This window comes from Butyrivibrio sp. DSM 10294 (genome assembly GCF_028539135.1).
Taxonomy (GTDB): Bacteria; Bacillota; Clostridia; order Lachnospirales; family Lachnospiraceae; genus Butyrivibrio.
The window spans coordinates 13,087-39,223 of sequence record NZ_JANSWL010000080.1; the positions used below are offsets into that span (position 1 = coordinate 13,087).

A 26,137-nucleotide genomic window follows, 5' to 3' on the forward strand; every position below is an offset into this window, starting at 1 on the left:
ATTAAGAGATCAGCTATGAAACAGTTGTCTATTTATGTGCATGTTCCTTTTTGTGTCAAGAAGTGTCTGTATTGCGATTTTCTGTCCTTTAACGCAAGGTCGGAACTGATCGACGGATACTTCAGCGCTCTGGTAAAGGAGATAGAGGCATGTGCTGATAAGTTCAGAGATTATGAAATAAAGTCGGTGTTCTTCGGAGGGGGAACACCTTCTTTTGTTGACAGCAGGCTGATATGTGAGACGTTAGGCGTGGTCGCAGGGAACTTTCGCATAAGGAGCGACGCTGAGATCAGTATAGAGGTCAATCCCGCTTCGGCAATATACGGCAAACTGTGCAATTACAGACAGGCAGGCTTTAACAGGATCAGCATAGGAGCCCAGTCCCTTAACGACAGCGAGCTTGTGGCTATCGGGCGGGCCCATGACAAAAAGGCCTTCTATGAGACCTTCGAGAATGCGAGGAAGGCTGGTTTTAGCAATATCAACGTGGATGTGATGAGCGCTCTTCCGGGGCAGAGCCTGGATTCCTATATGGATACCCTCAAAAAAGTAGTCAGCTTAAGACCTGAGCACATCTCTGCCTACAGTCTTATCATCGAGGAGGGGACTCCTTTTTATGACATGAAGCTGGATCTTCCCTCTGAGGAAGTGGACAGGGCCATGTATCATGAGACCAAGAGATTTCTTGAAGAGCACAGATATCACAGATATGAGATATCCAATTATGCCCTTGGCAGAGACCATGAGTGCTCACACAACAAGGTCTACTGGACAAGAGGTGAGTATCTGGGACTTGGAATCGGCGCAGCTTCTATGGTGGATAACAGAAGATGGAACAATACAAGAAATGTGGAGGATTACATCCAGAACAGTACGAATCCGGATTCAGTCAGAGAAAACGTGGAAGAACTTGATGTCAAAGCTCAGATGGAAGAGTTCATGTTCCTTGGGCTTCGTCTTGTAGAGGGAATCAGCATCAGCGAATTTGAGAGGCAGTTTGGCAAGGATATTTTTGCGGTCTACGGAGATGTTATTTCCGGGTACAGGGAAATGGGCCTTCTTGAGCTGCAAAAAGGGTGGCTGCGTCTTACCGACAAGGGGCTTGATGTTAGCAATACCGTTATGGCTGACTTTTTATTGTAAAGTACTATTGATTAAATCATTTTCTGATAGTAAGATTAAGTGCTATCGTTTATAAAGGGAGTTACAGGTATGAATTACAACTTTTTTGCATTGATATCAAGAATGAGATATATAGAGAGATGGGCTCTTATGCGCAACACAAGGCCTGAGAATCTCTGCGAGCATTCCATGGAGGTTGCCATGATCGCTCATGCGCTCTGCACCATAGGAAATGTCAGATACGGCAAGAATCTGGATGCGGACAAAGCTGCTCTTGTGGGCCTCTATCATGACGCTTCCGAGATAATCACCGGAGATATGCCTACTCCCGTCAAATATTTTAACAAGGAGCTCAAGGCTGCTTACAAGGAGGTTGAGGCCATTGCCGATGACAAGCTTCTTGATAAGCTCCCCAAGGATCTCAGACCTTCCTACGAGAAGATATTCAAAGGAGATATGGGCCCTAATGAGGCATATATGAGAAAACTGGTAAAGGCCGCAGACAAGCTCTCGGCTCTTATCAAGTGCATGGCTGAGGTAAGCGCAGGAAATACCGAGTTCAGAACAGCCAAAGAGAGCACTGAGAAATCCATAAGGAGCCTCTACCAGGAGCTTCCTGAGGTTTTGGACTTTGTAAATGAGTTCCTTGGCCCCTATGGAGATACTTTAGATGAATTAACTTAATACAGTTGATTTTTGCACTTGTAAGCGCCATAATTAATCTGAGGCTTTATTCAGTCGGCAAGATTAATTATGCATGATGAGTGAGAGGTATACATGTCAAGAATCGAGGATATCCTAAGAGAGGCTAAAGACAACGGTGCTTCGGACGTACATATCACAGTAGGTCTTCCGCCCAAGATGAGACTCAATGGCAAGCTTGTTGCCATGGACAAATATGAGAAGATGACTCCTGCGGATACAAGCCAGATCGCGGATGAAGTCATGAACGAGAAGCAAAGAGAACACCTGGAGGAGAACGGACAGCATGATATGTCCTTTTCAATCCCCGGCGTTGGAAGATACAGACTCAATGTGTTCAGACAGCGTGGTTCTATAGCTATGGCCTTCAGAGTTGTGGCAACTCAGATCCCATCCGCTGACAGTCTGGGAATTCCGGATACCGTCATCGACCTGTATAACAGGAAAAGAGGCCTGGTTCTTGTTACCGGACCCACCGGAAGCGGCAAATCCACTACGCTTGCTTCGATAATCGATATGATCAATAACAACCGGGAGGCTCATGTAATAACCCTTGAGGACCCGATTGAGTTTACCTATCAGCACAGAATGTCGATTGTTAACCAGAGGGAGATCGGAACAGATTCCAACAGCTACGCCAATGCCCTCAGGGCGGCGCTTCGTGAGGATCCGGATGTAATTCTTGTGGGAGAGATGCGAGATCTTGAGACCATAAGTACAGCGATCACAGCTGCAGAGACGGGTCATCTGGTGCTGTCAACGGTTCACACCATCGGAGCATCCAATACCGTAGACAGACTGATCGATGTATTTCCGCCTCATCAGCAGCAACAGATAAGGATTCAGCTGGCCAGCGTAATAGAAGCCATCATTTCCCAGCAGCTCATTCCCTCCAATGACGGGGTTACCAGACATGCTGCCTTTGAAGTGCTTCACGTTAACAGCGCTGTAAGGAACCTCATAAGAGAGGGTAAGTCTCACCAGCTTATAACCATAATGCAGACCAACAGGAAGATGGGCATGATAACCATGGACGATGCTATCATCCAGATGTACAAGGATCAGAAGATATCAAGAGAAATGGCTATCCAGTTTGCCCAGGATCCTGATAATATGCAGATGAAGATGTTAAGATAAATCTTAAAAAATATATAGCAGTTCTTTACTTGGCAGGTTTTTGTAAAAAGAACCTGCCAATTCTGTTAAGTCCCATTGAAGCCACAAATATGATAAGGGCGCAGGCAATGTGTCTTTTGCCAAGCTTGATCTCCATGGGGCTAATGTATTTCCATACCCATTCGTGAAGACAGTAGATCTCCAGGGTAAGCGTGCCTATAAGGGCAAGAGCCTTGTTGATGAAGGCAGTGGCCTTGAGCTTGTCGAAGGCGTCAAATATCAGTGCCAGCACAACTATCATTGCAGAAACCAGAAGGTTACTGTGGATGACATTGTCGGCGTGGAAGGCATCGAAGAATCCGTAGTTGATCTCATAATACACAAGTCCTGCTCCAAACAGGGCCATTACAGCTATCAGAACCGCGTAGAGGTTCCTGGCTTTTTTGCTGAGTGAATCATCGTAGGTAGCCAGCATGAAGCCCAGGAAAACATCCGGGATTCTTGTAAGTATCGCATTGATATCTCTTCTGATAAGGCCTGTGGGGTTCACTGTGAAGAGGAAAATGTAGAGCGCAACGGACAGAGCTACTGTCAGAAGCGGAACATTTTTGACCTTCTTGACCAGCATATAGCAAAAAGGTGCAAATATATAAAAGATAATTATGCAGGGAATGTACCACAGGTGAACATATATAGACTGAGTTAACTGGTCGATAAGAAGGAGCTTACGAACCAGCTCTTTGATGCTCCAGTTATCAATCAGCATATACATTACCGTTACAGGGGCATATACCACGTAGATACGAAGGATTCGTCTAAAAAGGTACTGCCAGTAGGTGCGAAGATTGGTTATCGGATTTTTTTCAAAGGAATGGTAGAGACCAAACATTGACAATACAATGAAGGCGTCCACTCCGAGTATGGCATTTCTGTGTATGATAAAGCCGATGGAACCTTCGGCGGGTTCATAGAAAAGATGGTTAAAATACACCAGAAAAATGCAGATAGCCATGATTTCCGATCTGTGTTTGCTGATTTTCTCTCTCATAAAAAACTCCCTTTTAATCTAGACTTTTCTCACATAATGAATTATAATAACAAACAGCATTTTTGTCTAAATAAATACCTAAAAAAGTGTTTGCATATCTGGCAGACATTATTTCCATGACTAAAATTGAAAGGTGAATACAGCGATGTTCAGTTCTATTGTATCCGGAGCTGTCCATGGTATATCCTCCTATCTGATGCAGGTAGAAGTGGATGTTTCCGACGGACTACCCGGCTTTAACATGGTTGGCTTTATGAGCGGAGAGGTCCGCGAAGCCAAGGACAGAGTAAGAGTTGCTCTGAAAAATTACGGATTCAAACTTCCGCCCTCGAAGATAACGGTTAATCTATCACCGGCGGATATCAAGAAGGAGGGAATTGTGGTGGATCTGCCTGTGGCGGTGGGTATACTGACGGCCATTGGCGAGATCTCAGAGGATTCTCTCCAAGATACGGTGGTGCTGGGAGAACTTGGCCTCGACGGCGAGATCAAGGCGGTGAAGGGAACCCTGCCCATTGTAATGAAGGCCAAGGAGATGGGGTATAGAACCGTTATTCTCCCCAAGGCCAATTCCAGGGAGGGAGCTGTAATTGACGGAATCAAGATAATCGGAGTTTCGTCCCTTCAGGAGGCGGTAGCTTATCTTACTGCGGATGAAGAGGAGCGCGATGAGTATATCCCGCCAACTGTTGTAGATATAGATGAGATATTCAGAGAAGGGGAGAGAAGGCAGAGTAAGCTCGATTTTGCCGACATCAATGGCCAGGCAGGGGTAAAAAGAGCTGTTGAAATAGCCGCAGCGGGATTCCATCACATTCTCCTTATCGGACCTCCGGGCTCCGGCAAGAGTATGGTAGCCAAGCGCATTCCCACTATACTTCCGCCCTTGTCTCTCAAGGAGAGTCTTGAAGTATCTGCAATCTATTCCGTGGCAGGTATGCTGGGAGAGAATGAAGCTCTCATCACAGCAAGGCCCTTCATGGCACCGCACCATCTCATAACTGAGACCGCACTCACTGGAGGTGGAAGCATTCCTCATCCCGGAGCAATTTCTTTATCCCACAGGGGAGTCTTATTTCTCGATGAAATGCCTGAGTTTTCAAGAGCAAAACTGGATCTTTTGCGACAACCCATAGAAGACAGGAAGATAAACATAGTCAGAACCAAGGGGACCTTTTCCTATCCTGCGGATTTCATGCTGGCGGGGGCTCTCAATCCATGCCCTTGCGGTTATTATCCCGACAGGAACAAGTGCAAATGTACTCCCAATGAGATAAGGCGATATCTTGGGCATATTTCCGGGCCTATCCTTGACAGGATCGATATCTGCGTGGAGGCACCAAGGGTGGATATTTCAGATCTCTCGCGGGGAAATAAAAGCGCCAACGAGAGTAGCGCAGCCATCAGGAAAAGAGTCCTTGAGGCAAGAAAGAGGCAGCAGGAGAGATTTGCGGGCACAGGCCTTAATTTCAACTCCGAAATGTCTCCGAAGGACATAGAAAAATACTGCGCTCTGGCCCCTAAGGAAAAGAGCTTTCTTGAGAACGCTTTTTGCACCATGGAACTAAGCGCAAGGGCTTATCATAAGGTCCTTAGGATTGCCCGCACAATAGCGGATATAGAAGCATGCGACAATATTACACAGTTACATCTGATGGAGGCACTCAGCTATCGTATGACCGACGGCAAGTACTGGCGTCAGCAGGAGGAGTAAATGATACGAGACAAAAACAGAAACGTAAATATAACCGAAAACGAGTATGCCCACTGGCTGTTCAACGTTCCGACGATCGGCCGCGGAACCATAGACAAGCTCCTGTGCGGCGGCAGAAGCTGCAGGGAGATATATGAGATGGATGAGAGGGAACTGGGCGGAATTCTTAGTAAGGCCCAGACAAAGAAGTTCGTCGAATCCCGAAATGTCTGGGATTTTGCCAAGGAAAGGGAGAAACTGCAGAAGCTGGGGATCAGATTTATTCCTAGGATAGATCCTGATTTTCCGGAAAAGCTCAAGAACATTCCGGATCCGCCCTTTGCTCTGTATGTTAAGGGGGAACTTCCCGATGACAGTAAGCCCTGCGTTGCCATAATCGGAGCAAGGATGTGTTCGGAGTACGGCAGATTTATGGCAAGGCAGCTTGGGAGAGGCCTTGCTCACGCAGGAGTTCAGGTGATCAGCGGAATGGCCAGGGGAGTTGACGGTATCAGCCAGAAGGCCGCTGTGGAAGCCGGCGGAAAGTCCTTCGGAATAGTCGGAAGCGGCGTTGATATCTGCTATCCGGATGACAACAAGCCCCTCTATGATGAGCTGTGCCTAAATGGCGGTGTTATCTCGGAGTATCCTCCCGGGACCATGCCAAGAGCCGGTTTCTTTCCCATGCGAAACAGGATAATCAGCGGTATGTCGGATGTGGTGGTCGTAGTGGAGGCAAGGCTTAAGTCCGGAACCCAGATTACGGTCGATACTGCTCTTGAACAGGGGAAGGAGGTTGTGGCTCTCCCCGGAAGAGTTACCGACAGGCTCAGTGACGGCTGTAATCAGCTCATCTGTCAGGGCGCTGGGATAGTATTGGGGACAGAGGATATCCTGGAAAAACTCTTTGAAGTAAGAAAACGGGACTACAATAAACGAAATAGTGATAAAAACGACGAAAACGCTCTTATAGAAGAGGAAACTGATTATATTGACGAAGAAGTATTAACTATAGAGGATGAAATCCTTGAAACTATAGATATTATCCCTACTACAGCATCATCAATACTTGATAAGCTTGCCGGAAACGGTGTCGTAATATCGATACCGGAGTTAATGCAAAGGTTAATGGACATGGTGGGAAGTGGCAAAATTGCTCAAGATGGCGCGTATTACAGGAAAATACTGGGTGGCACCGCTTGCGCAAAACGTTTCCGGTAACGATACCGAAAACGATTCCGATGCAAAATGTCAATGTGCAATGTGTATAAAAACGCAAACGTTATATCATCAAAAGTGCTTAATTGACAAAATGATGCACAAGTCCTACACTTTTTATTAGAGCAACCGATTGCGCAAGTTGCGCAACCAAGAAATTTTTATGGAGGGAATAATATGAAAAAGAAATTGGTATCAGTTTTACTTGCAGCAGCAATGAGCACATCACTTCTTGTTGGCTGCGGCGAGGAAGCAGCACAGACTGTCCAGGAGACAGCAGAGACTGTTCAGGAGACAGCACAGGAGACAACAGAAGCAGTTCAGGAGACAGCAGAGGCTGTTCAGGAGACTGCTGAAGAGATTACAGATTACGGCACAGGCGAGATCAAGATCTGGGTTGCAGACGCAGTTGTTGATTTCACTAACAAGCAGGTTGCAGACTTTATCGCAGCCAATCCTCAGTTCGCAGGCTATACAGTTACTGTTGAAGCTGTAGGTGAAGGTGATGCAGCCAGCAATATGATCACAGACGTTACAGCAGGCGCTGATATCTACGGATTCGCTCAGGACCAGACAGCAAGACTTGTTGCTGCAGGTGCTCTTGAGGAAGTAGCTCCCGAGAACGTTGACGCCATCAAGTCACAGAATGCTGCAGGCGCAGTTGTAGCTGCTACAGTTGGTGACACACTTTACTCATATCCTATGACAGCTGATAACGGATATTTCCTTTACTACGATAAGAGCGTTGTAACAGATCCTTCTACTCTTGAGGGAATCCTTGAGCAGTGCGAAGCAGCAGGCAAGAACTTCTACATGGATCTTACAGGCTGGTATCAGGTAGCTTTCTTCTTCGGAACAGGCTGCACACTTACATATGATTCTGACAACGACGGTAACTTCACAGGCTGCAACGTTGACTACGATTCAGACAAGGGCCTTGTTGCTCTTAACGAGATGATCGAGGTTGCAGGTTCCAAGGCATTCCAGCCCGGTTCTTCAGCAGGTGATGCTGTTAACTACGCAGCAATCATTGATGGAACATGGGATGCTTCAATAGTTAAGGATTTCCTTGGCGACAACTATGCATGTGCTAAGCTTCCTACCTTCACAGGTTCTGACGGCGCTACATATCAGATGAGCGGCTTCAACGGCTGCAAGCTTCTTGGTGTTAAGCCTCAGGAAGATGAGAACAAGCTTGCTGTTTGCGATGCACTTGCTCTTTACCTTACAAGCAAGGATGTACAGCTTGCTCGTTACAACGAAGTAGGTTGGGGTCCTTCAAATCTTGAAGCTCAGGCTGATGATGCAGTTAAGGCAGACGAAGCTCTTTCAGCTCTTTCAGAGCAGTTCGCATTCACAGTACCTCAGGGTCAGTATCCCGGCGACTACTGGACAAACGCTGAGGCTCTTGCAGGCGATGTACAGAATGGCCTTCAGGGAGCATCAGAGGATGACGTTAAGGCAGCTCTTAAGGACTTCCAGGAGAAGATTGCTGCAGCAAGATAACAGGAATTCTTTGAACTATCTTATTTATTAAAAATATACCGGCAGGAGCTTTGCCTTCTGCCGGTTTTTTAAAAAGAAGCACTATAGCATTCCGTTGTGGAGGAAACGATATGAGTAACACATCTGTGGCGAAAAAGAATCCTGTTGGCAGCTTTTTTTCTGCGGTGGGAAATGTATTTAAGGACATTGGGGTAATCTTTGTTCAGGGGGATTGGAGAACAAAGATTTCTTATCTGATCATGGGATTCGGGCAGATAATGCGTGGCCAGTTTTTGCGTGGCGGCATGTATCTTTCCATCGAAGTTCTGTTTATATGGTTTATGACATCCTTTGGCAGCAAGTATTTTTCTAAGCTTGGAACCCTGGGAACTATCGAGACCTATAAGAAAAACCGTAAGACAGTATACGGCGATCATTCATTCCTGATTCTGTTATTCGGCCTTTTGGCTTTATTCTTCATTATTTTCCTGCTCTTTTGCTGGTACAAGAATATCAAGGATAACCAGAAGGAGGAGCTGATTCTTAAATCCGGCAAGAAACTGCCGGGAAGCAAAGCGGACTTCCTGTCGCTTTTTGATTCCAACTTTGATAAAACACTTTTGGCACTTCCTGTGACAGGTGTATTTGCCTTCACTGTTCTGCCAATTGTTTTCATGATATGCGTAGCCTTTACCAATTATGACGCCACGCATCAGGCTCCCACCAAGCTGTTTACCTGGGTGGGATTTGAGAATTTCAAGAACATGTTCTCCTTTGGAACGGGTGGATTTGGCCGTACCTTCGGAGGAGTCCTTCTGTGGACACTGGTCTGGGCGCTTCTTGCAACCTTCATAGACTACTTCCTTGGAATTGCAGTAGCTATCCTGATCAACAAAAAGGGCATCAAGTTCAAGAAATTCTGGAGAACCTGTCTGGTTATGACGATTGCGGTTCCTCAGTTTGTCAGCCTTTTGTATGTGTCCAAGCTCTTTGATTCTGCAGGTATCATCAACGGTACTCTGATGAAATGGGGGATCATTGACTCGGCGATCCCGTTCTGGACCGATCCGCTGCTTGCCAAGGTGACGATCGTTGTAGTAAATATCTGGATCGGTATTCCTTACCTTATGCTGATGGCTACGGGACTTCTCATGAACATTCCCGCAGATCTTTATGAGAGCGCCAGCATTGACGGGGCAACACCCTGGCAGATGTTCAGACACATCACAATGCCTTACATGCTCTTTGTAACAGGTCCTTATTTGCTTACTTCTTACACCGGTAACCTTAACAACTTTAACGTGATCTACCTGCTCACCGGCGGAGCGCCGAAGTCTATGAGCTACACCGGCGGCGCCGGCGCTACGGACCTATTGGTAACCTGGCTCTATAAGATGACCATCAACGACACTGACTATAAGATGGCAGCTGTTATAGGTATCATGGTATTCATTGTGACAGCCGTGATCTCACTGTCTGTTTACAGGATGTTACCGTCAGTTAAAGATGAGGAGGGATTCCAATAATGGCAAGAGAGAGTTCAATGAAAAGAAAACGGGCAGTTAGCAACTTTTTTTCCTATCTGCTTCTGATAATAATTGTAATTATCTGGCTTTTCCCGTTCTTTGGTATTGTTCTGGGAAGCTTTCGTTCCTACAATCCTGCTGTTGAATACGGCGGAATTGTGGATTATGTCATTCCCAAGCATTTTTCTTTGGATAATTACAGATTCTGTCTCGGAGATGAGACCAATTATAAAAGATGGTATATGAATACCGTTACAATTGCGTTCTTTGTTTCACTGCTGCAGACAATTGTGGTATTGTGCGTAAGCTATGCCCTCAGCCGTATGAGATTTAACGGCAGAACTCTTCTTATGAAGTTCTGGCTAATCCTTGGAATGTTCCCGGGCTTCCTTACCATGATCTGCCTCTACTTCCTTCTGAAGCAGGCCGGACTTACACAGGCAGGAGCGGTTCCCGGACTTATTCTTGTATCTGTTGCAAGTTCAGGTATGGGCTACTATATTTGTAAGGGATATTTTGATACAATTCCCAAGGCCCTTGACGAAGCTGCCAGAATCGACGGAGCTTCCAGAGCGAGAGTATTTTTTACCATGACAATTCCCATGAGTAAGCCTATCATTATCTATCAGGCCCTGGTTGCATTTATGGCTCCCTGGAATGATTATGTATTTGCTTCCTACATGGCTTTCGGTCATGACAAGAGTTACAACGTTGCGGTTTCCATGTACAGATGGATGAATACCGGAGACTATCAGGGATACTTTACAAGATTCTGCGCCGGCGGCGTACTTATCGCCATTCCTGTAACACTTCTGTTCATGTTCCTTCAGAAATACTACGTAGAAGGTGTGACCGGTGGTGCGGTTAAGGGTTAAAATGTTACGTTGGTAGGAAAACTATGAGCGAACGAAAGATAACAATTGATGACGTGGCCAATGCCCTTGGTATTTCCAAGACCACCGTTTCCAGAGCAATCTCGGGAAAGGGGAGAGTCGGAAGTGATACAAGGGCCAGGGTCATGGCCTATATAGAAGAGCATAATTACAGACCAAATGTCATGGCCAGAGCCCTTGCTCAGCAGAGAACCTTCAATATCGGAGTGGTCTGGCCTGATGATTACAACGCTGTGGATCTTCCTTTTTTCCAGCGCTGTATGATCGGCATGAGCGAAGTTACATCAAGCTATGGTTATGACATTATCGTATCTCTTATTGCAGGCGATGATATAGCGGGACTTAAGAGAATAGTGGAGAACCACAAGGTTGACGGCATTATTCTCACCAGGACACTGGTTAACGATGCTCCTGCCAGATATCTGAAGGAATGCGGAATTCCTTTTGTAGCAGTGGGGTCAACGGATGATCCCGATATTGTTTCCATTGATAACGACAACTTTGACGCCTGCAGAGAGCTTACCTCAATTCTTATTGCCAAGGGACTTAAGAGACTGGCTCTTATCGGAGGTTCACGCAATCACATCATCACAAGAACCAGATACAACGGCTTCATCGCAGCCTTTAACGACGCAAGGATTGAAGTGGATCCGGCTCTTATCTATCTTGATGTGGATAGCAATCTCAAGGTGGCAGCTATACTGAAGGAGCTTCTTAAGAGCAACATTGACGGCGTGGTATGTATGGACGACTCAATAGCGGGAGAGGTTATAGCAAGGTGCAGAGATGCGCGGCTTAAGATACCGGATGACATAAGGCTTGCTTCCTTCTATAACAGCTCGATCCTGGAGAGTGCCATTCCTTCCGTCACCTCTCTTAATTTCAATGACAAGAATCTGGGAGCTGTGGCTGCCAGAACACTTCTTGGCATGATAGGCGGCGAGAAGACGGAGAATCAGGTGCTGAGAAACTATGAGGTAATCCTGAAGGAGAGTACAAAGTAACATTAGGAGAAAATTATGAAAATAACGACAGACTCTAAGATCACCTATGATCCTGTGAGCCTTTTGGTAGATGGGAAGAGATGGTTTCCCATGATGGGGGAGATGCATTTTTCCAGATACCCCGCAAGATACTGGGAAGAGGAGCTCTGCAAGATGAAGGCGGGCGGAATCGACATTGTTTCACTTTACGTTATCTGGATCCACCATGAAGAGATTCAGGGACAATTCGATTTTACCGGTGACAGGAATCTGAGAGCATTTCTTGAAACTGTGCAAAAATGCGGCTTATACAGCATTTTGAGGATCGGCCCCTGGGCCCACGGCGAAGCAAGAAACGGAGGCTTTCCGGACTGGCTGCTTCAGGACAGCGAAGCTAAGGGGTACGAAGTAAGAACAGATGCTCCCGAGTATCTTCAGCATGTAAGACACTTCTATGAAAAGACCTATGAGCAGGCCGAGGGCTATTTTATCAAGGATGGCGGCCCTGTTATAGGTATTCAGATTGAAAATGAGTACGGCCACTGCGGCGGCAAAAACGGAGAAGAGGGCGAACAGCACATGAGAACCCTTCTTGCCATGGCTAAAGAGATTGGCTTTGAGACTCCGATCTACACCGCAACCGGCTGGGGCGGCGCTGTGACAGGAGGCATGCTCCCTGTTATGGGCGGATACTGCGAAGCTCCCTGGGATCCCAGGGTTACGGAGATCGAGCCCAGCGGCAATTACATTTTTACCAGAGAGAGGAACGATCACAATATCGGATCCGATCATGGACTGGGTGCAGGAATAACCTTTGATATGGGAAGATTCCCATACCTTACCGCAGAGCTGGGCGGCGGCCTTCAGGTTACCAGACACAGAAGACCTATCGCATCCGGTACTGATACCGCAGCCATGACTATGGTCAAGATGGGAAGCGGAGCCAATCTTCTCGGATACTACATGTATCACGGCGGAACCAATCCTGAAGGCAAGCTCACAACTTTGCAGGAGAGTACGGATACAGGATATCCCAATGACCTTCCTGTATGCTCCTACGATTTCAATGCCCCACTTCGTGAATATGGCCAGATGGAGGATACCTACCGACAGGTAAGGCTTATCTCCGAATTCGTCCACGATTTTGGCGATGATATGTGTGACATGGAGCTTACGGAGCAGCCTGGGAACCCCCTTAAGCCCGATAATCTCACAGACCTTAGAACCAGCGTAAGATGTAAGAATATCAGGACTAAAGATGGAGAGGAAGTTTCTTCCGGGTATCTTTTTGTAAACAACTATCAGAGAAGATACGAGATGGCTCTTCACAGAGACGTTACTCTAAGGGCCTACGACTCTGACGGCAAGACTGTTCTTTCCGAATTTGCCCAAAGAGATATAGAGAACGGCGACTTTTTCTTCTATCCCTTCAATATGCCCGTGGGCGATGAAGCTCTTTTGACGATTGATGCGACTCCTCTTTGCAGGATCAGGGACTTTGACGATAACGGACATGATGCATATGTTTTCTACACGGACAGTGACAGGGAGGCATCGGTCAGCATCAAGGGAGATCTTGCAGGAAACAGGATTATTGTTCTTACGGCGAATGAAGCACTGCATACCTCCAAGACCAGCATCTTGGGCAAGGAGTATCTGTTTATTTCTGAGGGAGAAGTGGTAAACGCAGCAGATGGAGCGCCTTACCTCTATTTTAATGCAGCGGAGGAAGAGGAGAATAAGCCTTCGTTTAAATGTTTCCCGGCCCTTAAGGATATTTCCGGTGATTTCGACAGGAAGTCTGAGGGAAGAAGCGTTGAGGAGATTGGAGACAGCGACGCCTTTGCCTTCTATGAAGGAAACAGGTTCTATGGTTGCACTGCCAAGGCTTCGTCTCCATCCCGGGAGGACAGCGATGATAAGGCCCTGTACAGCATAGAGGTTACCGATATCTCAGAAGAACCCGAAGAGATCTATATGGAGATCGAGTACGAGGGCGATATGGCGCAGATGTATAAGGGCGACAAGCTTATAGCTGACAGCTTCTACACAGGCCAGCTCTGGGAGATAGGACTTAAGAGGTTCATTGATAAGGACGGCGAAAGAGCCAAAGAATTCACAGCCGACATTCTTATCACACCTCTTTATGAAGATACGAAGGTCTATCTCCAGGATCCGCCAAAACTCAAGAATGGCAAGGCTTGCAACTTAATTAATATACATTTAATATCTCAATACCGTGTTAAAATATAACAATATGTCGTATAATAATGTTATCTGGGAAAATATGCCCGGATAACATTATTTTTTATTGTGAGGAAAAAAATGCAAAATGACGGGATAACCATGACCTATTCCGCAATAGTTCGGGATAAGGATAACAAAAAGATCGTGAGAGTCTCGTTTGAGAGAATAGGCACTCTGGGAAAGGAAATCGCAGAGGGTCTTATTCCTGAGTGCATAATTACTAATCAAAAGGGCTTTTCCGCGGAGGAAGTCAAGGGACTTGAGGAGTACCTTAAGGCTAATTATGAGGATATCATGGATAAGGCCAAGATCATCAGTAATCCGCTGAAATGGCTCTGATCCGCATATAAGGTAACCGGAGGACGGCGCATGCAGTACGATTTTTACTATGACATCTGCGCTTTGTGCATATTGGCGACCATAGCCATCACCTCTCTGTCTAGAAGAAGGGTACCTGCTTACAGACAGAGAGTTTATGATGCGCTTTTTTGGGTTGTGCTCATGGCTACCCTGGCGGAGCGCTTTGAAACCGTACTCCAGATGGAACCAATGCCGGAAAAAGTATGGTATCACTTCGCTGAAATGCTGTGCGGGTCCGTGTATTTTGTTAATCATCTCGGGGCTGCTATGTTTTATTATTTTTATATCATGTCGATACTTGACATACATGTAGACCGTGAGTCCAAAAAAGATATGCTGCTGACCTATGCCAGCTTTTGGATCGCCATGGCGCTTGTTGCGGTTAATTGGTTTTATCCGGTGCTGTTTTACTATGATGAGAATGGTCTTTATCACAGGGGAGCATTGATTAGTATCTTTTATATTACGTCATTGTATTATGTGGTATATGGTCTTATTACAATGGGGCGATACAGTCATCTTATGCGATTGAAGACCAGGCTTGTGGCTACTTCTTACGTTTTTTTTGCAATCATAGGTGTTATCGTTCAATATTTTTTACCCTGGGTGCTCATAGAGAATTTCTGCAATACCATTAGTATCACTCTTGTTTTCATCACTCTTCAGAACCCCAGCGAAATGGTTGATGAGACACTGAATATCCTGAACAGAAAGGCGTTTCTTGAGGGACTTGAGCTTAACATGAAGAGAAAAGACCCTCATTCCACGATATTTATAACAATAGACAATATCAGAGCACTGAGCACGGAAATAGGTTATGTACAGGCTCAGGCCGTTCTTAAGAAAATAGCGACTTTCCTTAAGCATGTGGGAAGAAAAGAGTTCAGTATTTCGACATATACCTACAGATACGCTGAGTACTGTTTTGCTGTTACTGTGCACGGTCTCGACGAAGCAAGGACCAACAAGCTCTTAGAGAGAATTGCGACGAGGCTTAAAGAGCCCTGGAACTCATCCAACATGGCTATTCATATCGACGGGCACTGCTTTGTTATCAAGTATCCGGATCATTATAAATCCTCTGCGGAGCTGATGAACAGAATTGACATCATCAATGAGGATATCACCGGCTACAGAGATGTGATCATAGATCTGGACGATCTTAAGTACAATGAGCTCAAAAAGTACAGAGAATACGACGTTCTGGCAAGGGGGAATCTTGATACCAAGAAGGCTGTTGTGAAATTCCAGCCGATTCTGTCCAAGGTGTACAAGATTAACTACAGTGCAGATCTGGTTTGCTTTTTCCTTGATGAAGAGGGCAATGAGATAGATGTAAGAGGACATATTCCTGACATCAGAGTGACACAAGCCCTTATGGATACTGATGAATATGTGTACAGAAGAGCCTGCAGGGCGCTTGCGTTCTGGAATGCGGGTGATAAAAAAGGTAAATACAGGGCTGTTGTTGGGCTTTCTCAGGGTGAGATATCCAGAAACGATTTTGTCAGAAGAATCAAAAAGATACTGAGAGAGGAAAAGGCGGAAGCCTCCTGGATAAGCCTTAAGCTTACAGAGACGACTCTTGCCACCATGAATAGTGTTGCCGAGAGAAATCTGAAGCTCCTTGGAGAGATGAAGGCTTCCATAGTGGTGGACAAGTACGGAACAGGTTATGGCAACCTGGACAGACTTCTTACACTGCCTATAATGCAGGTCAATCTTGATCACTCCATCCTTGTTTCTGCCATGGAATCGGAGCAGATGAAGCTGGTGGCCCATGGAATCGTTAACCTTTTCCACGATATCAGCCTTTTTGTGGGTGCTACGGAGATATCCTCCAAGGAGGACAAGGAAATGGCAGAGGAGCTTGGCTGTGATTTCCTTATAGGTGATTATATGGGTAAGCCCATGAAGGACAGCTCTTATGTCAGATTTATAGACGCATATTTTGATGAAGGGTAAGTATGGAACTGTTAACACGTCCTCACAACTACAATATTTCATTTAATATTGCAGCTCTTGTGCTTGTTTTTGTGACTTTGCTGATACATATATCGCAGGAGGTTCACTACAGCAGGCAGAGGAATGTTTTTGGTGCCATTATCGCAGATGCCTTTTTCATTAATCTGATGGGGCTGGCGCACCAATGCTACCTTTCAAACGATTACTTCAAGTATATTATTACAGCTGAGGGAAACAAATATATTGTTATCGCAGAAAAAATCTCCGTTTATCTTCTGCCATATTTTTCCATAATCTATGTTGTTGCGATTTTCCAGATGGAGCTTGATTCTCTACTGAAAAAAGCTATTGTTGCCATTCCTACTATTTATGCAGTTTTGGCATTTGCCAGTGGTGTTTGGAGCGATTATTACTTTAGCTTTGATGCAGCCGGCAATCTTAAATTTAATTATTATCAGGGGGCGACGGTTAATATCGGAGTAATCCTGTATTTTATATCTGCTGCATATCTGCTTCTTAAATACGGCAAATCCCTTACAAGTGAGAAATTCATCGCGATCTGGGTATACTTTTTTATAATGCTGCTGGGCATCCCTGTCAGGATACTTACCAGGTCCGGATCGATATTTGAGTTCAGCGTGTCGATCTCACTTCTTTTGTGCGTATATACCTTCCAGAATCCCAGCGAATTTGTGGACAGAATGTCCGGTGCGGGTACGAGGAATGCGCTGAATTTCTATATTTCCACCAGTCTTATTCAGAAAAAAGAGTTTACCGCACTGGGAGTACATGTGGACAAGCTGGCGGTTATTCTGGGGGTGGAACCTACTGAGGCTGCATCGGACCTTCTGAATCAGATATCTTCTTATCTTAAGAAGCTGTGCCCCGAAGGGAATCTTTTTTACCCGGGAGAGGCGGATTTTATACTTGTATTTCCGGATGTTACCCCGGATGAGTCGGTTATTGAAAAGACCGTTGAACAGATAAGGAAAAGATTCAAGGAACCCTGGAAGATCAGAGGCGATGAAATCAAGCTGGCCCAGAGTCCTTATGCCATCGGCTTTCCCGATGAGGCGGATTCACTGGACAGGTACAGTGAGATAAGATCTGTCATGAGCAAGGCTATCCTCAGGCAGAACAGGGAAATCCTCAGGGTATCTGATCTTAGTCTTAAAACGGTGGAACAGGACAAAAAGATCAATAACATAGTAAAACATGCGCTGGATAATGGGTATCTGGAAGTGTATTATCAGCCTATTTATTCGCCTGAGACCGGGAGATTTTCTTCCTGCGAAGCGCTTCTAAGACTTAAGGATCCTCAGCTGGGCTTCATATCACCTGCGGTATTCATGCCCGTAGCGGAGCGAAACGGAACTATTTTGGCCATGGATAAATACGTACTTTCGAAGGTCTGTGACATGATCTCGAATACAGCGGTAAGAGACTACGGACTTGAGTATGTTGAGATCAACCTGTCTATAGTGGACTGTATTCAGACCAATCTTGCAGAAAATGTCCTTAGGACTCTCAGTAAGTACGATGTAAAACCTTCCGAGATCAATCTTGAGGTGACAGAGACCTCTGAGGAGGGCATAAATGCGGTTATGGAGGAAAATGTAAGAAAGCTCATGGCCGCAGGCGTTGATTTTTCAATGGATGATTTCGGAACGGGCTATTCGAACATTGCCAGGGTAGCCAGTATGCCGGTCAAGATATTCAAGCTTGATAAGAGTATAATCCAGTCGGCCTTTGACTCTGAAGTCAACTACATGGTAATGTACAACATGGTCAAGATCATCAAGTCTCTTGGAAAAGAGATTGTGGCGGAGGGCGTCGAGACCGGCGAACAGGCAAGGCAGATTATCAAGCTTGGCTGCGATCACCTTCAGGGATTCTTTTATTCCAGGCCCCTGCCAAGGGATCAGTTCTTGGACTTTATGAAGGAACATAATTCTTAAATACTTTATTGCAATAAAGAGGTCTACAGTGTAAAATTTACTAGTGCATCTTTTCCTATATTATGGAAGAGATGCACTTTTGAGAGATAGTATTAAGAAATTTTTTTAGTAAGGATGGTAATATGGCACTTATAAAGAAACCCGTTACCGGAATGAAGGATATCCTTCCTTCCGAAATGCAACTCAGAGATTACTGCATAAGCATTATTAAGAAGACCTACGCAGAGTTTGGATTCAATTCCATCGAGACTCCCTGCGTTGAGTCCCTTGCGAATCTTAACAGCAAACAGGGCGGTGAGAATGAGAAACTCATCTTCAAGGTTATGAAAAGAGGAGAGAAGCTCAATCTTGAGACAGCCAAGGAGGAGAACGACCTGACAGATTCAGGACTTCGTTATGACCTTACGGTTCCCCTTGTTCGTTTTTATGCCAATCACGCAAGTGAGCTTCCTGCTCCCTTCAAGGCACTTCAGATGGGCAATGTGTGGAGAGCGGACAGACCCCAGAAGGGAAGATATCGCCAGTTTATGCAGTGCGACATAGATATTCTCGGTGAAGCTTCCAATCTGGCTGAGATCGAGCTTATTCTTGCTACAACCACAACTCTCGGAAGACTTGGCTTCAAGGATTTCAAGATCAGAATCAATGACAGACAGATCCTCAAGGCAATGGCTGCATACAGCGGATTCCCTGAGGAAGAGTACGACAACGTATTCATCACTCTCGACAAGATGGACAAGATCGGCATCGACGGAGTTTCCGAGGAACTTATCAAAATGGGCTTTGCAAAGGAGTCTGTTGACAAGTATCTTGAGCTTTTCAGAGAGGCTGAGGGCAAGGGCTCAGTAGAGGCTCTTACCGGTATCGCTGACAAGCTTGGAGATTTCCTTTCCGCAGAGGTTAAGGAAGGTCTTACCGAGATCATCAACAGCGTCGAGGGAACCAAGGCTGCACAGTTTGAGATGGAATTCGATCCTACGCTTGTTCGCGGAATGAGCTATTATACAGGAACTATTTTTGAAGTAGCAATGCCTCAGTACGGCGGAAGCTGCGGTGGCGGCGGCCGTTACGACAAGATGGTAGGCAAGTTCCTTGGTCAGGATTCACCTGCCTGTGGTTTCTCCATCGGTTTTGAGCGTATCATCATGATCATGATGGATGAGGGCTTCAAAATCCCCGGTGAGAGCGTCAAGGTTGCATACCTTATCGAGAAGGGCATCAAGGGAGACAGACTTGCTGAGATTATTGCACAGGCTCAGAAGGAAAGAGCAGAGGGCAAGCAGGTTCTGGTTGTTCGTATGAACAAGAACAAGAAGTTCCAGAAGCAGCAGCTTACCGAGCAGGGCTACGAGGAGTTTAAGGATTTCTATGAGAATCCCCTTGGCTGATAGCCCGGTTCTCAATAATGAAAGTATTTTGGAGGGGAAAAATGATAAGAAAAGGCTTTAAGATGAAGCTCTATCCGGGAATGGAGCAGGAATATGAGAAGAGACACAATGAACTGTGGCCGGAGATGCAGGAGATGATCCATCAGCATGGCGGCAGGAACTACAGTATTTTCCTGGATCCCGAGACAGATGTGCTGTACGGATACATTGAGATTGAAGACGAGGAGCTGTGGGCCAAGGGCGCCGATACTGCCATCAACCGCAAGTGGTGGGATTTCATGGCGGATATTATGGAGACCAACCCGGACAACAGCCCTGTAGCAGTAGATCTTCATCCGGTATTTCACCTGGACTGATTTAAATAGGAGGATATTTTGAGCGTTCACTCTATAAGGCTGACAGTATTGATACTGCTGGTTCTTCTTTCTGCTTTTTTCTCATCTGCCGAGACTGCTCTCATGACTGCTAACAGAGTCAAGATGAAGGCACTCTCCGATGAGGGCAACAAGAAGGCGGCACTGGTCCTTAAGATCTGTGAGGATACCCAGAAGATGCTGTCGGCAATCCTGATTGGAAACAATATTGTTAACTTAAGTGCTTCAGCCCTTATGACTATCTATGTTACGGATCGTTTTAAGGTGAGCTATGCAGTAAGTATAGGCACGGGTATTCTTACTCTGGTGGTTCTTATCATCGGTGAGATCATTCCCAAGACCATCGCAACTGCCCATGCGGAGACCATTTCTCTTTTATATGCGAGGATTATTCTCTGTTTGATAACTGTTGTGACACCCATTAGTTTTATTATTAATGGTATAGCAACAGGAATCCTGCGTCTTCTTCGTATTGACACCAGCAGCAGGCAGGCTATGACCGAGAATGAGCTTAAGACCTACGTGGATGTCAGCCATGAGGACGGTGTCATTGAGACCGGAGAGAAGCAGATCATTTACAACGTGTTTGACTTCAGCGACGCTGTGGCCAAGGATATCATGATCCCCAGGATCGATATGGTCTGTGTCAGCTCCGACGCTTCCTATGATGAAGTCATGAAGATATTCAAGGAAGAGATGTACACCAGAATCCCTGTTTATGAAGGTAATGAGCAGGACAATATCATCGGACTTATCAATGTCAAAGACCTTATTCTCATAGAAGATACTGAGAACTTCCGCATTTCGGATAATCTGAGAAAAGCTTATTATACCTATGAGTACAAGAAGACTGCAGACCTACTTATGGAGATGAGGCAGAAGTCCCAGAACGTTGCTTTTGTCCTTTCCGAGTACGGAACCTGCCTCGGAATGATAACTCTTGAGGATCTTCTTGAAGAGATCGTTGGAGAGATACGAGATGAGTATGACTCCGATGAGGCTCAGCTTATCAAGGATCTTGGAGATAACAGATATCTTGTGGAAGGCAATATGAAGCTGGACGATGTCAACGATGCTCTGGGTACTGAGCTTGATTCGGAAGACTATGATTCCATCGGCGGTCTTATGATCGAGAATCTTGACAGACTTCCCGGCTACGGCGAGACGGTTACTCTTGATGACGGCACTACCTTGACGGCCAGAGGAATCAAGAGAAACAGGATCACCAAGGTGCTTATGGTGGTACCTGAGGCGGAGGCCAAAGAAGAGAAGGAGTCCGAATAAAAAACTTTAATAATTTGCGATAATATGTTATACTGAATTGATGTATAAACTCGAAAAGTGGTTTTATATCCGCATTTTCAAGTAGGAGGCTATTTATTATGAAACATGTAAAATCATTAGTTACAAGAAATCTTAAGGAATCAATGAAGAAGGGCGGATGCGGCGAGTGCCAGACATCTTGCCAGTCTGCTTGCAAGACTTCCTGCACAGTAGGAAATCAGAGCTGCGAACAGCTTAGCAAGTAATCACCGGTTATTTGATATTCCGGGTACATATTTTTTGACCCGGGAGCATGATAATGTCATGTCGGGCAGCGGTTGAACGGCCGCTGCCAAATTTTTGGTTAGGAGTATTTATGATTCACGCTTATAAGAACAATGGCTACAATATTGTTCTGGACGTAAACAGTGGATCCGTACACGTTGTTGATGACGTGGTATTCGATCTCACTGAGGTAGTGGAAAGCAAACTTAAGGACAAGTATGGCACAGCTGCCACTCAGAATAATAAAGATAATGGCAATGAGTACAATTCTGATGTAGAATGGATATATCGGGATATTTTATCTTCCACGGATCTGTCACAGAAATATCCGGAGGAGGAGATAAGAGAAGGCATCGAAGAGCTGATGGAGCTCAGGGATGCAGAGGTTCTGTATACAGATGATGTATATGAGAACTACGTAGAGGATTTCCAGAACAGGGAGACCGTTGTTAAGGCCCTTTGTCTTAACATAGCTCATGACTGTAACCTCAGATGCAAATATTGTTTTGCTGATGAGGGTGAGTATCACGGAAGAAGAGCTCTTATGACCGAGGAGGTTGGTAAGGCCGCTCTTGATTTCCTTGTTAAGAATTCCGGCAGCAGAAGGAATCTTGAAGTGGATTTCTTCGGCGGAGAGCCTCTCATGAACTGGGAGGTTGTTAAGAAGATCGTTGAGTACGGTCGCAAGATTGAGAAAGAGCATGACAAGAACTTCCGTTTTACCATAACAACCAACGGAACGCTCTTAAATGATGAAATACTTGAATATGTTAACAAGGAAATGGGTAATATAGTCCTTTCCATCGACGGACGTAAGGAAGTCAACGATTTCATGCGCCCCAGAAAAGGCGGACAGGGCTGCTACGAGGACATCGTACCCAAGTTCCAGAAGGTAGCTGAATCAAGACATCAGCTCAGATATTTCGTTAGAGGAACCTTTACTCACAACAATCTGGATTTTTCAGAGGATGTGAAGCATCTGGCAGATCTGGGATTCAAACAGATTTCCGTAGAGCCTGTAGTTGCTAAGCCTGAAGACTGGTACGCACTTAAGGACGAGGATATCCCCAAGCTCTGCGAGGAATACGACAAGCTGGCTAAGTTCTATCTCGAGAGACAGAAGGAAGGAAAGGGCTTTAACTTCTTCCACTTCAATATTGATCTTGAGGGCGGACCTTGCGTAGCCAAGAGACTTTCAGGATGCGGATCGGGATGTGAGTATCTGGGAGTTACCCCCTGGGGTGACCTGTATCCCTGCCATCAGTTCGTAGGCAACGAAGACTTTATTATGGGTAATGTTTATGATGGCATTACAAGGAATGACATTCGCGAGATGTTCAAGAAGAGCAATGTTTATTCCAGACCCGAATGTGAGAAGTGTTTTGCAAGGTATTATTGCAGTGGCGGATGTGCTGCCAATGCCTACAACTTCAACGGGGACATCAATACGACATATAAGCACGGATGTGAGCTTCAGAGGAAGCGCATTGAATGTGCGATTATGATAAAAGCGGCTATGGCCGAAGAAGGATAATGGAGGAATTATAGTATGAAACGCGTGAAGTATGTTGTTGCACTACTGCTTGTACTGCTGCTTCTTGGGGGTATCGGTTACACAGCGGTAAACGGTCTGGGAGAGGACAAATCAGGATCTCTTAGCAGCATCAATTTGGGTCTTGACCTTGCCGGTGGTGTAAGTATCACTTACGAGGTAGTAGGTGATGAGAATCCTGATAAAGAGGATATGTCTGATACTATTTACAAGCTCCAGCAGCGTGTAGATCAGTATAGCACAGAGGCCCAGGTATATCAGGAAGGTTCTAACAGAATCAATATTGAGATTCCGGGTGTTACAGATGCGAACAAGATCCTTGAGGAACTTGGACAGCCCGGTAATCTTTATTTTATAGCAGAGACAGACTCTGAGGGTAACAAGAACTATCAGCTTGATGCAACCTACGGATTTTTCTACGAACTCAATAAGAGCCTTGAGGAACTTCAGGCAGATGGATCAATCGTTCTTTCCGGTGAGGATGTAGCCGCTTCACAGGCTGCATATCAGCAGGATTCCTACGGAGCTAACGAGGCAGTTGTATCACTTGAGTTCACAGAGAAGGGTGCTCAGGCATTTGCAGATGCAACTACCAAGGCTTATGCAAACGGAGAGACAATCGGTATCTACTACGACGGAGAGTTCATTTCCGTACCAAAAGTACAGGCTGCGATCACAGACGGCAAGGCTGTTATCACAGGTATGTCAAGCTTCGAATCAGCAGAGAACCTCGCTTCAATGATCAGAATCGGTGGACTTAAGCTTCAGCTTAACGAACTTCGTTCCAACGTAGTTGGTGCTCAGCTTGGTCAGGATGCTATCAGAACAAGTTTGATCGCTGCAGCAGTTGGTTTCGCACTTATTGCATTGTTCATGATCGTATTCTTCAGAATACTTGGTTTTTCAGCATCCCTGGCACTGTCATTCTACTGCGGACTTATTGTATTCCTTCTTTCCGCTTTTGATATGACACTTACACTTCCGGGTATCGCAGGTATCATCCTTTCAATTGGTATGGCGGTTGACGCCAACGTTCTTGTTTTCTCAAGAATTCGTGAGGAGATTTCGGCAGGCAAACAGGTTGACCTGGCAAGAAAGAACGGTTACAACAAGGCTCTTTCATCAATCCTTGACGGTAACATCACAACACTTATCGTTGCAGTAGTTCTTCGTATCGGCGGAACAGGTTCCATCAAGGGATTCGCTGAGACACTTATGCTTGGTATCATCCTTTCAATGTTCACAGCGCTTGTTGTTACAAGATGCATCACATCAATCCTTTACGGAATTGGTATTCAGGATGTTAAGTTCTACGGCAAGGCTAAGAAGGTTAACGTAATTGATTTCGTATCAAAGAGAAAGATCTTCTATGCTGTATCAGCAGCCATCGTTGCTGTAGGTATCATCTTCATGGCAGTTAACGGAGCACAGGGCAAGGGAGCATTCAACTACAGCCTTGATTTCGTAGGTGGTACATCTACAACCGTTACATTTGACAGAGAGTATACACTTTCAGAGCTTGAGAGCACAGTTGCACCTGACCTTAAGGCAGCTGCCGGTGTTTCAGAGCTTCAGATCCAGACAGTATCCGGTACTAACCAGGTTATCTTCAAGACAACAACTCTTTCCGTTCAGGCAAGAGAGGCTATCGAGAGCGTACTTGAAGAGAAATACAACGTAACTCCTGAGAATGTTGCAGCAGAGACCATCAGCTCAACAATCAGTGGTGAGATGAGAACAGCAGCTATCCAGGCTCTTCTTGTAGCTCTGGTACTTATGCTTATCTACATCTGGATCAGATTCAAGGATATTAAGTTCGGTGCAGCAGCTATTATCGCTCTTGCACATGATGCACTTATTGTTATCGTATCCTATGCTATTACAAGACTTGCAGTTGGTAGCACCTTCATCGCTGTAGTTCTTACAATCATCGGTTACTCAATCAACGATACAATCGTTACCTTCGACCGTATCCGTGAGAACCAGCATCTTGCAACCAGCAAGAGTGAGCTTGCACAGCTTGTTAACGGCTCAGTATCTCAGACACTTACACGAAGCTTGTTCACATCAGCTACTACATTCTTCACAGTACTTGCACTTTACATCTTTGGTGTAGCTGATATTAAGGCATTTGCACTTCCTCTGATGGTTGGTGTTATCTGCGGTACTTATTCTTCAATCTTTATTGCATCTCCGATGTGGTATGATCTGAAGACAAAGTTCAAGACATTCTTCAACAAAGCAGCATAATTTAAGGGGCGCCGATCCGGCGCCCTTTTTTATTGAGGACGCGCCCAGGACAAGACCAAGAATATTGATTCCAGGACGGGAAAACTGCAAAAGGCCGGAAGAATGACTTACAACAAGGAAAATTTTGTCAGAACCTATCGGGAATTTATGGCACCCCATCCAGCCAGCCCTGCTCATTTCACCCTGTTCAGAACACTCACAGGGCTGTCTGTCTGCGGCACTCATAAATTCACCTCAACGTTCTAAGACAAACTTTTCCTTGCTGCAAGCCATCCTCCCGGCCTTTCATAGTTTCCCTGACTTCTGACACTAAATACAATCTTTTCACCTTGTCCTGGGCGCTGCTCATTCAAAAAAGGCGTCCGGATCCGACATCCCATGGGCTGCAATCCAGGGGAATCGCGTAGCGATTCCCACGCATGCCCAGAGGGGATGCGCAAGGAGATTGCAGGTGGAATGAGGTGTTTTCTGCCTGGACTAAAGCAGATTTGATCAGTAGCGCAATCGGCAGCAATAATCCCAGTGGAGGCTGTCATAGCACAGGGAGAAACGATGGAGGAAGGGGAGGAGGTTCGAGGCGATGAAAATTTTGTCTTATAACGCTGATGTGAATACATGAGCGTTTCAGGCAGGCAAACGGTCGATTGTTCTGAGCGAAGTCGATATGAGACCGTTTGGCTGGATGAAATGCCATGGATTCCCGATGGGT

At 45.6% G+C, this 26,137-nt stretch carries 20 protein-coding genes; 19 read left to right on the forward strand and 1 reads right to left on the reverse strand.

Annotated features, from left to right (window positions below):
* The first annotated feature begins 15 nt into the window (after positions 1–15).
* The 3 genes from hemW (at position 16) to NXH67_RS11730 (ending at position 2,961) form a co-directional block, all read left to right on the forward strand.
* Positions 16–1,143, forward strand: a complete 1,128-nt coding sequence (gene hemW / locus NXH67_RS11720; protein WP_272797489.1) for a radical SAM family heme chaperone HemW — start codon at positions 16–18, stop codon at positions 1,141–1,143.
* Positions 1,144–1,212: 69 nt separating this feature from the next.
* Entirely contained in the window at positions 1,213–1,806 is a 594-nt protein-coding gene (yfbR, locus tag NXH67_RS11725; RefSeq protein WP_022778959.1) for a 5'-deoxynucleotidase, read from the forward strand.
* Between the two features lie 93 nt (positions 1,807–1,899).
* Positions 1,900–2,961, forward strand: a complete 1,062-nt coding sequence (locus NXH67_RS11730; RefSeq protein WP_022778960.1) for a type IV pilus twitching motility protein PilT — start codon at positions 1,900–1,902, stop codon at positions 2,959–2,961.
* Between the two features lie 25 nt (positions 2,962–2,986).
* On the opposite strand, the gene NXH67_RS11735 is transcribed toward NXH67_RS11730, so the two are convergent.
* Positions 2,987–3,988: an acyltransferase family protein gene (locus NXH67_RS11735; RefSeq protein WP_272797490.1), complete on the reverse strand. Its 1,002-nt coding sequence runs from the start codon at positions 3,986–3,988 to the stop codon at positions 2,987–2,989.
* A 145-nt stretch (positions 3,989–4,133) separates the two neighbouring features.
* Between NXH67_RS11735 and NXH67_RS11740 the strand changes: the two genes are divergently transcribed.
* From NXH67_RS11740 to NXH67_RS11815, 16 genes are all read left to right on the forward strand, one after another.
* On the forward strand, positions 4,134–5,702 hold the full coding sequence (locus tag NXH67_RS11740; protein WP_022778962.1) for a YifB family Mg chelatase-like AAA ATPase: 1,569 nt from the start codon (positions 4,134–4,136) through the stop codon (positions 5,700–5,702).
* The gene (gene dprA, locus NXH67_RS11745) at positions 5,703–6,902 is read left to right on the forward strand and encodes a DNA-processing protein DprA (RefSeq protein ID WP_272797491.1); all 1,200 of its coding nucleotides are present in this window, start codon (positions 5,703–5,705) and stop codon (positions 6,900–6,902) included.
* A 174-nt stretch (positions 6,903–7,076) separates the two neighbouring features.
* Positions 7,077–8,405 carry an extracellular solute-binding protein gene (locus NXH67_RS11750; RefSeq protein WP_272797492.1) on the forward strand — a complete coding sequence of 443 codons (1,329 nt, stop codon included), beginning with the start codon at positions 7,077–7,079 and terminating at the stop codon, positions 8,403–8,405.
* A gap of 110 nt (positions 8,406–8,515) precedes the next feature.
* Positions 8,516–9,910 carry a carbohydrate ABC transporter permease gene (locus tag NXH67_RS11755; protein WP_022778965.1) on the forward strand — a complete coding sequence of 465 codons (1,395 nt, stop codon included), beginning with the start codon at positions 8,516–8,518 and terminating at the stop codon, positions 9,908–9,910.
* A complete protein-coding gene (locus tag NXH67_RS11760) occupies positions 9,910–10,785 on the forward strand; it encodes a sugar ABC transporter permease (protein ID WP_272797493.1) in 876 nt (291 codons plus the stop codon). Before NXH67_RS11755 ends, NXH67_RS11760 begins: the two co-directional genes overlap by 1 nt.
* Before the next feature lie 23 nt (positions 10,786–10,808).
* Positions 10,809–11,807, forward strand: coding sequence for a LacI family DNA-binding transcriptional regulator (locus NXH67_RS11765; RefSeq protein ID WP_272797494.1), 999 nt, complete (start codon positions 10,809–10,811; stop codon positions 11,805–11,807).
* A gap of 15 nt (positions 11,808–11,822) precedes the next feature.
* Positions 11,823–14,039, forward strand: a complete 2,217-nt coding sequence (locus tag NXH67_RS11770) for a beta-galactosidase (RefSeq protein ID WP_272797495.1) — start codon at positions 11,823–11,825, stop codon at positions 14,037–14,039.
* Positions 14,040–14,111: 72 nt separating this feature from the next.
* Positions 14,112–14,372, forward strand: a complete 261-nt coding sequence (locus NXH67_RS11775; RefSeq protein ID WP_022778969.1) for a hypothetical protein — start codon at positions 14,112–14,114, stop codon at positions 14,370–14,372.
* A gap of 30 nt (positions 14,373–14,402) precedes the next feature.
* Positions 14,403–16,358 (forward strand): EAL domain-containing protein, encoded by a 1,956-nt coding sequence (locus NXH67_RS11780; protein WP_272797496.1) that lies wholly within the window; start codon positions 14,403–14,405, stop codon positions 16,356–16,358.
* A 2-nt stretch (positions 16,359–16,360) separates the two neighbouring features.
* Complete coding sequence (locus tag NXH67_RS11785; protein WP_272797497.1) at positions 16,361–18,316, forward strand: EAL domain-containing protein; 1,956 nt, start codon at positions 16,361–16,363, stop codon at positions 18,314–18,316.
* A gap of 122 nt (positions 18,317–18,438) precedes the next feature.
* Positions 18,439–19,704: a histidine--tRNA ligase gene (gene hisS, locus NXH67_RS11790; RefSeq protein ID WP_272797498.1), complete on the forward strand. Its 1,266-nt coding sequence runs from the start codon at positions 18,439–18,441 to the stop codon at positions 19,702–19,704.
* Between the two features lie 41 nt (positions 19,705–19,745).
* A complete protein-coding gene (gene rhaM / locus NXH67_RS11795) occupies positions 19,746–20,060 on the forward strand; it encodes an L-rhamnose mutarotase (protein ID WP_022778973.1) in 315 nt (104 codons plus the stop codon).
* Between the two features lie 18 nt (positions 20,061–20,078).
* Entirely contained in the window at positions 20,079–21,362 is a 1,284-nt protein-coding gene (locus tag NXH67_RS11800; RefSeq protein ID WP_022778974.1) for an HlyC/CorC family transporter, read from the forward strand.
* A gap of 98 nt (positions 21,363–21,460) precedes the next feature.
* The gene (scfA, locus tag NXH67_RS11805; protein ID WP_013281386.1) at positions 21,461–21,607 is read left to right on the forward strand and encodes a six-cysteine ranthipeptide SCIFF; all 147 of its coding nucleotides are present in this window, start codon (positions 21,461–21,463) and stop codon (positions 21,605–21,607) included.
* Positions 21,608–21,717: 110 nt separating this feature from the next.
* Positions 21,718–23,160, forward strand: coding sequence for a thioether cross-link-forming SCIFF peptide maturase (gene scfB / locus NXH67_RS11810; protein ID WP_022778975.1), 1,443 nt, complete (start codon positions 21,718–21,720; stop codon positions 23,158–23,160).
* A gap of 15 nt (positions 23,161–23,175) precedes the next feature.
* A complete protein-coding gene (locus NXH67_RS11815; RefSeq protein WP_022778976.1) occupies positions 23,176–25,428 on the forward strand; it encodes a protein translocase subunit SecDF in 2,253 nt (750 codons plus the stop codon).
* The last annotated feature ends 709 nt before the right edge of the window (positions 25,429–26,137 follow it).